Source organism: Mesorhizobium sp. WSM4842 (assembly GCF_055901575.1).
Genome location: NZ_CM148372.1, coordinates 3,068,415 through 3,080,129, shown reverse-complemented (window position 1 = coordinate 3,080,129; position 11,715 = coordinate 3,068,415). Strand labels below are relative to the sequence as shown.

The window sequence follows — 11,715 nt, the reverse complement described above, 5'->3', positions numbered from 1 at the left end:
ATCTGTCAAAATCACTGTGTCGAGAACTAGATCTTGCGTGAGGTGCACACCACCGTCGGCATGGGCGTCACTGCAGGTTGGTGTGGCGCTGCAACATCAGCTTGTGCGCTTCGGGTATCTGCTGCGCCAGGCCGAGCACAATGCTGTCGAGCAGGATGAGGCAGGACTGCTCGAACAGGCTGCCGCCAAACTGTTTCGATTCCCCGACAGGGACATGCAGCGTCACATCGGCAATGCCGGCCAGGGTCCCGGCCGGCTTGTGCGTCAGCGTAACGACCTTGGCGCCCTCCGCCTTGGCGATGCGGGCAAAGCCTGTGCTGACCGGCGTCTCTCCAGAGCCGGAGATGATCAGCAGCGCATCGCCCTTGCGGATCGACGGCGCCGATACCTCACCGACGAAATGCACCGCCCGGCCAAGATGCATGAAGCGCATCGCGCCCATCTGCGCGACAAGGCCGGAGCGTCCCTGCCCGGAAAAGAACCATCGCTGGTCGGGATCATCGAACGCCTGCACCAGCCTTGCAAACGCGTCGGCGTCGACCCGGCCAAGAAGGTCGGTTATCTCCCGTGCCACGGCCAGCCATGGCCTGGATTGGGCAATCTGTCGCGAATCCATCGTGCTATCTCTTTCGGGTTTGCGGATTCTGTAATGGCGCTGCCAACCACCAGGATTTCAGGCTCGACTGCGATCACCGCTTCCAGCGTGTCGGGGCCGATCCCGCCGGCGAGCGAAACCAGAAAGCCGCGATCGTGCATCTTTCTCACGGCGTCGATATGTGAGGTGGAGGTGTTGCCCGCCAGCCGCGCATCGGTTGGCGAGTGGACCGCGATGTAGCCGAAGCTTTCGGGGAAGACAGCATTCAAGGGAAGCAATTCTGCCCTGCCCGCCTCGGTGATGGTATCGACGATGACCGTCGCGCCGAAGGCGGCGGCACGTCTTCCCACCGTCTCATGCGTGGCGGACGAAGCACACGACAGCACCGTCATGAATGCGGCACCGGCGCCGAATACCATATCAGCCTCAAGCTGGCCGCCGTCGACGGTTTTGGTATCGGCCAGCACCATGACTTCAGGGCAGAGCTCGCGCGCCGTGGCGATGGCGGAAAGGCCAAGGCGTTTCAGCAACGGCGTGCCGATCTCGATAATGTCGGCGAACGCCTTCATCTGCGGGAGCAGGGCCAGGTGTTCAGGCTTGTCGAAGGCGACTTGGAGGAGCAAGGCGGTTCTCTCGGATTGCTTAATGCAGCGGGTGCGGCATGATGCAGCGGGTGCGGCATGACTACAACGGCCAACCTACCGTCGTGTGCTTCGCAGTCGAAATCTGCCATAATCCAGCAACCTCCAGGCTGGTCCGCATAGGGAGAGCAAATCGTACCCCACGTAGGCGCCTATATTAGCCCAATCTAATAGTGCTCCAAGGCGCCCATTCCCGAAAGAGCCAGCAAAGTCTCTCAATTTCCCTCCAATTCCAACATCAAACTACCCCTGGGTGACGAAACCGCCGCTATACTTTGCTGCAGCCCGGGATCGGAAAACACCCGCACCGACTTCCACTCGAACCGTGGCAGCACCCGGCTCGATAAGAGAGGGCTAAAAAATCATCTTGAAATTTAGAGAGAAATTATCAACTTGAAATCCTTTCTCTGGAGAACTCCCGATAGTAACTCCAGAATTAACCGAGTAATTTTCCATTTTCCGTCACCTGTTTTTCTGGAGTGACCTATGAGTACAGGACGCACAAATTAGGGTCGCTAGGATCCACTTTTATATTGATATTGTCTCCGACATATTTGTCTGTGTTATCCTTATCAAAGAAGTTTTCTGCTACGCTTACGTACTCAAGCCCTTTAAATTCGTAGATTACCTTATACCTGTAAGTAGTTGGGTCAGCAGAAAGAAATAACCTTTCAACCACTGCAGCCTCGACGATGGGCCAATGTTCAGCTCGTCGCGCAAGTTTATTTTGTTGCCAAGTGCCCAATAGAAGCCAAAATAAAGCAAACAACACAAAGCCGATGAAAATGTAACTGAACCAGCTTGGCCAATCTGAAACCACCATCTATTAAAATCCATCTATAATTGACAACTTTGGTGATGCATAAAACGAATAATAAATTCGCAATGATTCTCTATTACAATCACAGCAACTAATTGAAATAATACGAACTATATTACTGATCATCAATAACGTATCCGCCACCTATGCTACTTCGTACCCCATGCCTGCAGTAACCGATCCGTTTCCTTGGAATTACGGTGACAGTGTACCATTTTCTTCTTCCGCCCGCCGCGTTTCCATATTTCATGTTTTTCCGGTTTGCTCTGCACCTGGCCCGGAAGTGCTTCGCTGTCTCCCGGACCGCCTAGGCGCCGGCATCGGCGACGCTTACTGCAAGTCGTGCCATGCGCTCGATCTACACACAGCCACAGCCGGCAAACATGGGAAAAGGTGCACTGTCACCGTAATTCCCAAGAGCGGTCCCTCCAATGCCACCAGCAATACCAGGTCCTGCACCCATAATTTCCTCCATCAACGATTTGCATTGGGTTTAGTTTACTTTATATATGATCTGCGAGCAAGATAGTATCCAACAATCATGCAAATTCCTACGGAGACCAATATTGCGATATTGTTTTCAATCAACCCGACACTAAGTAGTACTATTGCTGTCATTACTACAAAAAGCAAATACGCTATCGATAATTTCATAATCATCTTTACCAAGTTTTAAAAGTGAACTTCATCCGCCACTCGGGCAGAGCTCGCGCGCCGTGGCGATGGCTGAGAGGCCAAGGCGTTTCAGCAATGGCGTGCCGATCTCGACAATGTCGGCAAATTCCTTCATCTGCGGGAGCAGGGCCAGATGTTCAGGCTTGTCGAAGGCGACTTGGAGGAGCAAGGCGGTTCTCTCGGATTGCTTAATGCAACGGGTGCGGCATGCCGCCCAACCTGCTGTCATGTGCTTCGTGGTCGAAATCTGCCATAATCCAGCAACCTCCAGGCTGGTCCTGCATAGGCAGAGCAAATCGTACCCTGCAAAGCAAGTGTGGTTCTTGTCGAAAGCAGGAGGTGCGGGCCAGATCAGCGCCGATGCCACCTGCAATGCGATATGAGGTAGTCCTTTGACGAGATTGTTTGAGCCCATTGGATGCAAGGTCGACCTGTCGACTGGTGCGATGGCAAATGCAACCGGCAGCTACCAGAAGCGCTTTCGCGATCTGGACGGGCTCTATGCTGACGCCGCGGCGTTCGAAGCCATGCGCGCGACATGGGGCGAGCGCATCGTCTACGAGGTCTCCGAGTTCCGGCCGACCGAGCAGTCGGGCGACCTGATTTTCGGCGTCACGCGCATGGCGCCCGGCAAAGTCGGCGACGAGTATTTCATGACGCGCGGTCATATCCACAACCAGGCCGACCGGCCCGAGATCTACTACGGCCAGAAAGGCCGCGGCCTCATGCTGATGGAATCGCCGGAGGGCGAGGTTCGCATCGTGCCGATCGACGCGCAGACCGTCTGTTATGTTCCGCCGTTCTGGATCCACCGCTCGATCAATATCGGACACGACGAGTTGGTGATGCTGTTCTGCTACCCCGCCGATTCAGGGCAGGACTACGAGATCATCGCGAGATCGGGAGGCATGCGCTCGCGTGTGGTCGCCGGCGATGGAGGCTGGAGGCAAGTAGACAACCCGGATTGGCGACCGCGCGACGCAAAGCTGATCTCCGCCCTCTACGGTCAACAATCCCGCACGGTGCCGGCATGAAGGCTCCCTTCGAGATCGCTGCTTCACGTCGCGGTGCTGCACTGCGCGCGGAGAAAATCCGGGAGAGTGGCGAATGAGCCGCTACCGGCCGGCTACCCAGCCGACATTCTATTTTATCGGCGTGACGACGACGAGCAGCTCGATCATGCGGGTTTTCCCGGCATGGGCGCGCCACCTCCGGCTGAAGGATGCGGTTCTTAGGGGCATCGACTTTCCACTCCATGCCGATCCGGAGGCCTACCGTGAGGTCGTCTCCTTCATAAGATCCGACCCGCTGTCGCTTGGCGCCCTCGTCACCACGCACAAGATCGATCTTTTCAACGCAGCGCGCGACCTGTTCGACGTGATCGACCCGCACGCCCGCCTGATGCACGAGACCAGCTGCCTGTCGAAGCGGGGCGGCAAGCTGATCTGTCATGCCAAGGATCCGATCTCTTCCGGCCTTGCGATAGACGGCTTCATTCCGGCGGGATATTTTGCGGACACCGGCGCGGAAGTCCTGTCGATAGGCGCCGGCGGATCGACGATAGCAATCACCTGGCACCTGATGCGCAAGCAGCGTGGCGCCGATTTGCCTTCGCGCATCATTGTCACCGACCGTTCGCAGCCGCGTCTCGGTGAAATCGAGCGCATCCACAAAGACATGATGTCGACGGTCGAGATCGAATATGTCCTGGCAGACCGGCCCGAGATCAATGATGAGGCGTTGGCGGCGCTGAAACCATGCTCGCTGGTGATCAACGCGACCGGACTTGGCAAGGATGCCTCAGGCTCGCCGATCACCGAAGACGCCATATTCCCCAAGCGCGGCATTGCCTGGGATCTCAATTATCGCGGCGACCTGATCTTCCTCGACCAGGCCAGGCGGCAGCAGGCCCGACAGCAGTTGCAGATCGAGGACGGTTGGACATATTTCCTGCACGGCTGGACGCAGGTGATCGCAGAGGTCTTCGACATCGCGATCCCGGTGTCGGGGCCGGACTTCGACAAGATTTCGCGCATCGCCATCGAAGCGGCGAAAGGCTGATGCCGTGGGACTCGTCACGCCGCGCTCGCTCTGACCAATAGACAGAGGGTCTCATGCTTGCCCATCTCAGGACTCTCCCGAAATGAGCGGCGAGCTTTTCCTCGCCATCGATGTCGGCACCGGCAGCGTCCGCGCCGCACTGATCGATGTCACCGGCAAGATCCTCGAGCTTGCGTCGCGAGAGCACGACCAGATCGTGCCGGAATTCGGCTGGGCCGAACAGCGGCCGGTCGACTGGTGGGAGGGTGCGCGAGCGAGCGTCAAGACGGTGCTGGACCGTGTCGAAGGCGCCCGCGAAAACATCTCCGCCATCTGCGTCTGCGGGCAGATGCACGGGCTGGTCCTGCTCGACGCGCACGGAACGCTGACGCGCGACACAGCACCGCTCTGGAACGACAAGCGCACCATCGATCACGTACGTCGCTTCGAGGAAGCGAACGAGCCGGACAGCTATCTGCCCGAAAGCGGCAACACGCCGACCCCGGCATGGCCGGGTTTCAAACTGCAATGGGTCCGAGACAACGATCCCGCCGCATACGCCCGCAGCGCAGTCGCCATCATGCCGAAGGATTACATCAACTACCGGCTGACCGGCGAGATTGCTATGGATACTGGCGACGCGTCCTGCAGCTTCCTCATGAACCCGGAGCGGCTCCACTGGTCGCCGGTGATGATCGAGCGCATGGGTCTTGACGCCGCCAAACTGCCGCCGATCCGCAACCCGCTGGATGTCGTCGGCCACGTCTCCAAACAGGCGGCGCGCGACACCGGCCTGCGCTCTGGAACCCCAGTGCTGGTCGGTGGCGCCGACTATCCCGTGGCACTGCTCGGCTCAGGCGCTTGTCGGCCGGGAATGGGTTCCGACAGCACCGGCACGGGCGCCATCATCACTGTTATCGCGGAGAAGCCGCTGCTTGACCCGGAAATCTCGAACGTTGCGACGATCGAAGGCAATTGGGCGCAGTTCGTGCTGCTGGAGACTGGCGGCGACGGCATGCGCTGGGCCCGCCGCGCCTTTCACGGCAACGCGCTGTCCTACGACGAGATCGTCGCCCGCGCCGCAGAGGCACCAGCCGGTTGCGACGCATTGCTCTTCATGCCCTTTCTCACCGGCGAGCGCCTGGGGCGCCATCGCAACGCCCGCGCACAGTTCTTCGGATTGGGCGCCGCGCATGGCATGGAGCATCTGCACCGCTCAATCCTGGAAGGCATCGCCTTTGCCATGACGCGTCACATCCGCATCATGGCAAAGGCGTCAAACAAGCCGCTGGAGCGCGTTATCGCCGCGGGTGGCGGGGCGCGCGCCGAGCTCTGGCTGAAGATCAAGGCAAGTGCCTTCAACATTCCGATCCTGGTTCCGCGGGAGCCCGAATGCGGCATTATCGGCTGTGCCGCGATGGCCGCGACGGCGACAGGCCGCTTCTCGCGCGTCGAACAGGCGGCCGAGCGCTTCGTGAGCTACTGCGCCGAAATCCTGCCGGACCCCAGATGGGCCGAGACCTACAGGCGCACCCAACCCGTTTTCGACAAACTCTACCATCACAGCCAGGCGCTCTACGACGACATCGACACGCTGGCGGCGGCGACGCGGCCGACGCAGCCGTGATGCAGCTCAGACCTGCCGAGCCCTGCCTGTAGCGACAGACCTGGCAATCACGACGCATCCCCTCTGGAATGCGTCGGACGATTAACTTTAGCTGTGGCGGATTTCCGTTCCCAGCACCTTCAGGCACTCGCGGATGAACGCGGCAAGCGCGGTCCAGCCCTTTGCCGAGACCATCGTTCCGTCGACATAGGCCTCAGTCGGAGTCAGGTCGATATAGGTTCCGCCGGCCAGCGTCACTTCCGGCTCGCAGGCAGCTAGCGCACCGACTTTCTTGCCACGCACGACGCCGTCGACCGCGATCAGGATCTGGACGCCATGGCAGATCGTAAAGATCGGCTTCTCGTTTTCGTGGAAATGGCGGACGATCGCCTGCACGCGCTTATCCGCGCGGATGTACTCGGGGCCACGACCGCCCGCGCAATAGACGGCATGATACTGGTCGAGCTGTCTTTCCGCCTCCGAAAAGGTCTTGTTCAGCAAAGCATAGTGGCCGGGTTTTTCGGTGTAGGTCTGGTCACCCTCGAAATCGTGAAGCGACGTCTTGATCAGGTCTCCAGCGTTCTTGTCAGGACAGACAACGTGGACGATGTGGCCGACGGCCTCCATTGCCTGCTGATAGACGAAGATCTCGTATTCTTCGGTAAACTCACCGGTCAACATCAGTATTTTCTTGCCTGGCATGGTCGGTTCCTCGTTTTGTGAATGGAAGGGTTTTGTGAATGGAAGGCGGGCGGGCATTGCGCTCGCCCGGCGGCGCGGGTCTCAGAAAAGGGAATCCGCCCCGGGCGTTTGCTTGCGTTGATCAACGGTGCATTCAGCTTGACGGCGCCGCTCCCGACGGTGACGAACATCGTGCCAGCCTCAATCGAACGCCGGCAACAAACGATCACGAGAATGCTCGATATGACGGCGCATCGCCTGTTCCGCCGCAGCGGGATCGGATGCAGCGAAGGCGGCCAGGATGGCCTCATGCTCGTCGAGCGCTTCCTCGGTAACGCGCGCATGGAACATCAGGCGGAAGATGTGGAAGTGCGTATGCTGGAACGCGAGAGTCTGGCGCACGAGATCATTGTTTGCAAATTCCATGATCCTGTCGTGGAAAATGGCGTCCTGCCGCGCAAAGTTGGAGTAGCGCAGGCGTTCATCCTTGCCTTCGCGGCGCGCCATGCCCCCTGCGGACTCCCGAAGCACCGCAAGTTTCGTCTCATCCATCAATGCGGCTGCTTTGGCCGCCCCATGCGGCTCGAGCAGCAGGCGAAGCTCATAGAGTTCGTCAAATCGGCGCCTGGTTATCTGCGGCGCGGCGCGGTAGCCGATCAAATGTGTCTTCAGCACAAGGCCTTCGCCTTCGAGGCGGCCAAGCGCTTCACGGATTGGCGTATGGGATACTTCGAGTTCCTTGACCAGACTGTCGACGGTGATCCGTGAGCCAGGCGCGATCTTCAGCGACATGAGTTGCGCGAAGATCGCTTCATACACGTCCTCCACCAAGCTGTTGGATCGCTGGATGCGTCCGCTCGCGGGGCCGACTTCTCGGGCATTGCTTACGTTCGTGACCTGCATCTTTGCCTCTTGACAGGATCACTGGCTAACACGATGCTTCGTTCAATACAATCCTATATCCTATACGATTTAATAGAGGATATTTTTTGGAGCCTCAACGAGCTTTCGCTTTCCACTCCCCACATCATCGAGAGACGCTGAACATGAGCCTTTTCGCTGCCATAAGGCTGCCGCGTGAAATCCTCTTCGGGAAGGGCCAGCGCCAAGTCATTGCAACCGTTGCGGCCAGGCTGGGCCGTCGCGCTCTTGTCTGTACGGACGAGCGCTTTGCCGCAACCGTCGCCTTCGCAGAGATCAGGGCGGCGCTCGAGGGCGCATCGATCGATGTGCTGGTGCACGACCGTGTGCTGCCCGATGTGCCACGAGACACGGTTGCCGTATGCGTCGAGGTGGCGCGACAGTTCGCGCCGGACATGGTGATCGGCATCGGCGGCGGCAGTTGTCTCGACATGGCCAAATGCGCCGCGTTGCTCATCAGTCACGGCGGCCAGCTCCAGGACTACTACGGCGAGTTCAAGGTGCCTGGTCCGACGCTGCCGTTGATCGCGGTGCCAACGACAGCCGGCACCGGCTCGGAAGTGACCCCTGTCGCGGTGATTTCCGATCCGGATCGCACCTTGAAGGTAGGCATCTCCAGCCCGCATCTGATCGCGGCAGCCGCCATCTGCGACCCGGAACTGACGATGACATGTCCCGCGGGACTGACGGCGATTGCGGGCGCAGACGCGCTGACACATGCGATCGAGGCTTTTACCGCCGTCAGGCGCGGCACTGACCCCAGCCTGCCGCAGAGCCATGTCTTCATCGGCAAGAGCGCGCTGACCGATCATTTTGCGCTGCTCGCGATCAAGCTGCTTGGCCGCAGTCTCGAGAAGGCATACCGGGACCCCGCCGACGAGGACGCTCGCGCCGATGTGATGATGGGCGCGCTTGCAGCCGGCTGTGCGTTCGGTACGGCCGGAACTGCGGGGGCGCACGCGGTGCAATATCCGGTCGGCGCCCTTACCCACACCGCTCACGGGCTGGGTGTTGCCACCATGTTGCCGTATGTCATGAAGTACAACCGGACCGCCGCGGCCGCCGAGATGACCGAGATCGGCCTTGCCCTTGGTCTCGACGGGAGGGACCGGAGTACCGGTGAGATGGCCGACGCGGCGATCGACGAGATCGGCCGGCTGTTTGGAGCGATCGGGATCACGCCTACGCTGGCCAAGCTCGGGCTCCCCGCCGACAAGCTCGATTGGACGGCCGAACAGGCGCTCAGCATTGACCGTCTCATCAAGAACAATCCGCGTCCATTCGATCTGGCAGCCATGCGAGGCCTGATCCAGGCTGCCTATGATGGCGACCTCGCCGCCTGTGTCATGTGAGCAATCGAGGAGCAGGCCGTGAACATATCTCATCAGGTGCTCGGGGACGATCAGGACACTGCCGACTTCCATACATTCTCCCACGGCTTGTATATCGGCGGCCAATGGAGGCAATCCGCCGACGGCACGGTAATCCAGGTCGTGGACCCTTCCACGGAAGCGGTGATCGCCGCGGTTCCCGATGCGACGATCGAAGATGCCGCAGCCGCCGTGGAGGCTGCGGCCAGGGCCGCCGATGGCTGGCGCACAACGGCACCCCGCAAGCGTTCCGAAATCCTCAGAAATTGCTTCGAGCTGATGACGCAACGTTCCGAGACGCTGGCAACCCTGATCTCGCTGGAAAACGGCAAGGCACTCCGGGACGCGCGTGGCGAGATCGCCTATGCTGCGGAATTCTTTCGCTGGAATGCCGAGGAAGCCGTTCGCATAACCGGTGAATTCGGGATGGCGCCTTCCGGCACGAACCGGATCGTGGTCGACTACGAGCCCATCGGCATCTGCGTCCTTGTCACACCCTGGAACTTCCCTGCCGCCATGGCGACGCGCAAGATCGCGCCCGCCTTGGCTGCCGGATGTACGGTAATTTTGAAGCCAGCCAGCGAGACCCCGCTGACGGCCTACGCGCTTGCCGCGCTCTACCAGGAAGCAGGCGTTCCGCCAGGTGTGGTGAACGTTCTGACAACCTCCAATCCCGGCCCTGTGACGGCTGCGATGCTGGCCGATCCGCGGGTGCGGAAACTCTCCTTTACCGGCTCGACTTGTGTCGGGCGCGTTCTGCTGGCCGAGGCCGCAAAGCACGTTGTTTCGTGTTCGATGGAGCTTGGCGGCAACGCGCCATTCCTTGTCTTCGATGACGCGGACCTCGACGCGGCGGTCGATGGGGCGATGGTGGCGAAGATGCGCAACGCCGGCGAGGCCTGCACGGCTGCAAACCGCATCTATGTCCAGTCTGGCGTTTACGATGAGTTTTGCGAAAGCCTCGCCAGGCGCATGTCGGCACTCAAGATCGGCGCCGGCCCGGACGCGGCCACGGAGTGCGGGCCGATGATCACCAGGAAGGCCGTCGACAAGATCGACCGTCTGGTCAACGATGCTGTCGCCCGTGGCGCGCGGGTGCTGTGCGGGGGCAAGGCAGGCTCGGGAACCGGATACTACTATCCGCCGACCGTGCTCTGCGACGTCCCGGCCGAGGCGGAGATGGCGCACGAGGAAATTTTTGGGCCGGTGGCGCCGATCTCGAAGTTCGAAACGGAAGCCGAAATCATCGCCCGCGCCAACGACACCGAATACGGTCTTGCCGCCTACATCTACACGCGCGATCTTGCGCGTGGAATGCGGGTGGCATCCAGGATCGAAGCCGGGATGATCGCTCTCAACCGCGGCTTGATGTCCGATCCGGCAGCACCGTTCGGCGGGGTAAAGCAGAGCGGCCTCGGCCGCGAGGGCGGCCAGCATCACGGCATTGCCGAGTTCATGGAGGCGAAATACCTCGCCATCAGCATCTGAGCGGAGGAGGAAGAGTGCAAAGCGATCCGTTCCGCATTCGCGACCATGTCGCCGATTTCGATCAAATCGTCCAGGACATCGTTCACCGCAGCGAGGCCGTCCGCGCAACCATCCCGATGACTGCCGACGTCGCCTACGGGCCGGATCAGACCGAAACCATCGACCTGTTCTTTCCCCCGGGCAAAAGAAGCGGCCTGCCGGTGCACATGTTTATCCATGGCGGCTACTGGAGAATGTTCTCCAAGCGCGACTATTCATACGTCGCGGCGACGATTACCCAGGCCGGCGCGATTGCCGTCATCGTCGACTATGCTCTGATGCCCAAGGTGAGAATGGCGACGATCGTCGACCAGGTTCGCCGCGCCAAGCAGTGGGTTCTGGCCCATATCGCCGACCATGGCGGAAACCCGGCAGACCTGACCGTCAGCGGTCATTCGGCCGGGGCACATCTTTCAACGTTTCTGTTCAACAGCGACCATACCCCCTCGAACGTGCGGGCCGCCCTTCTGCTTGGCGGGCTCTACGATTTGAAACCGCTCCAGAACTCCTTTCTCGCCAACGAGATTGCAATCACCGATGAGGAAGTCGCCAGGTTCACACCGCTTGCCTATCGGCATGATCCTCAAACCAGGGCGATGGTTCTGGTCGGAGCCAACGAGACGCCGCCTTTCCATCAGCAAGCAGATCGATTCAAAGAGCACCTGCTGCAGCAGGGTTCGCCGGTAACGTCGCTTGTTCTCACGAACCGCAACCACATGGACAGTGTCAGAGATCTCGGCGTGCCTGAGAGCCAGGCGGGTGATTGCCTGACGAAGCTGATTGCCAACGAGCGCCGCTAACCCTCCCTGCAGACATGCCGGCCATGGCGGCCTAACCGC

At 60.1% G+C, this 11,715-nt stretch carries 12 protein-coding genes; 6 read left to right on the top strand and 6 right to left on the bottom strand.

Annotated elements, in window-relative coordinates; translation table 11 throughout:
* Positions 1-67: 67 nt before the first annotated feature.
* The 4 genes from AC0NIE_RS14875 to AC0NIE_RS14860 all read right to left on the bottom strand — a co-directional run bounded on the left by AC0NIE_RS14875 (position 68) and on the right by AC0NIE_RS14860 (position 3,146).
* Positions 68-574, bottom strand: a complete 507-nt coding sequence (locus tag AC0NIE_RS14875; protein WP_473485522.1) for an SIS domain-containing protein — start codon at positions 572-574, stop codon at positions 68-70.
* Positions 559-1,218: an orotidine 5'-phosphate decarboxylase / HUMPS family protein gene (locus AC0NIE_RS14870; protein WP_473485521.1), complete on the bottom strand. Its 660-nt coding sequence runs from the start codon at positions 1,216-1,218 to the stop codon at positions 559-561. The genes AC0NIE_RS14875 and AC0NIE_RS14870 overlap by 16 nt, the downstream gene beginning before the upstream one ends.
* 502 nt (positions 1,219-1,720) lie before the next feature.
* Positions 1,721-2,059: a DUF3592 domain-containing protein gene (locus AC0NIE_RS14865; RefSeq protein WP_473485520.1), complete on the bottom strand. Its 339-nt coding sequence runs from the start codon at positions 2,057-2,059 to the stop codon at positions 1,721-1,723.
* A 682-nt stretch (positions 2,060-2,741) separates the two neighbouring features.
* On the bottom strand, positions 2,742-3,146 hold the full coding sequence (locus AC0NIE_RS14860; RefSeq protein WP_473485623.1) for a hypothetical protein: 405 nt from the start codon (positions 3,144-3,146) through the stop codon (positions 2,742-2,744).
* Here AC0NIE_RS14860 and AC0NIE_RS14855 point away from each other — a divergent pair.
* From AC0NIE_RS14855 to AC0NIE_RS14845, 3 genes are all read left to right on the top strand, one after another.
* On the top strand, positions 3,124-3,765 hold the full coding sequence (locus AC0NIE_RS14855) for a glucose-6-phosphate isomerase (protein ID WP_473485519.1): 642 nt from the start codon (positions 3,124-3,126) through the stop codon (positions 3,763-3,765). The two genes, AC0NIE_RS14860 and AC0NIE_RS14855, sit on opposite strands and share 23 nt — an antisense overlap.
* A 73-nt stretch (positions 3,766-3,838) precedes the next feature.
* Positions 3,839-4,792, top strand: a complete 954-nt coding sequence (locus AC0NIE_RS14850; RefSeq protein WP_473485518.1) for a shikimate dehydrogenase family protein — start codon at positions 3,839-3,841, stop codon at positions 4,790-4,792.
* Positions 4,793-4,874: 82 nt separating this feature from the next.
* The gene (locus tag AC0NIE_RS14845) at positions 4,875-6,398 is read left to right on the top strand and encodes a xylulokinase (RefSeq protein WP_473485517.1); all 1,524 of its coding nucleotides are present in this window, start codon (positions 4,875-4,877) and stop codon (positions 6,396-6,398) included.
* Between the two features lie 87 nt (positions 6,399-6,485).
* On the opposite strand, the gene AC0NIE_RS14840 is transcribed toward AC0NIE_RS14845, so the two are convergent.
* Complete coding sequence (locus AC0NIE_RS14840) at positions 6,486-7,079, bottom strand: DJ-1/PfpI family protein (protein WP_473485516.1); 594 nt, start codon at positions 7,077-7,079, stop codon at positions 6,486-6,488.
* A gap of 180 nt (positions 7,080-7,259) precedes the next feature.
* Positions 7,260-7,961, bottom strand: a complete 702-nt coding sequence (locus AC0NIE_RS14835) for a GntR family transcriptional regulator (protein ID WP_473485515.1) — start codon at positions 7,959-7,961, stop codon at positions 7,260-7,262.
* A gap of 143 nt (positions 7,962-8,104) precedes the next feature.
* Here AC0NIE_RS14835 and AC0NIE_RS14830 point away from each other — a divergent pair, with 143 nt between their 5' ends.
* The 3 genes from AC0NIE_RS14830 to AC0NIE_RS14820 are packed head-to-tail and all read left to right on the top strand — an operon-like array spanning position 8,105 to position 11,676.
* A complete protein-coding gene (locus AC0NIE_RS14830; protein ID WP_473485514.1) occupies positions 8,105-9,331 on the top strand; it encodes an iron-containing alcohol dehydrogenase in 1,227 nt (408 codons plus the stop codon).
* Between the two features lie 24 nt (positions 9,332-9,355).
* Positions 9,356-10,837, top strand: coding sequence for an NAD-dependent succinate-semialdehyde dehydrogenase (locus AC0NIE_RS14825; RefSeq protein WP_473485618.1), 1,482 nt, complete (start codon positions 9,356-9,358; stop codon positions 10,835-10,837).
* Positions 10,838-10,851: 14 nt separating this feature from the next.
* Positions 10,852-11,676 carry an alpha/beta hydrolase gene (locus AC0NIE_RS14820; RefSeq protein WP_473485513.1) on the top strand — a complete coding sequence of 275 codons (825 nt, stop codon included), beginning with the start codon at positions 10,852-10,854 and terminating at the stop codon, positions 11,674-11,676.
* Positions 11,677-11,715 lie beyond the last annotated feature (39 nt).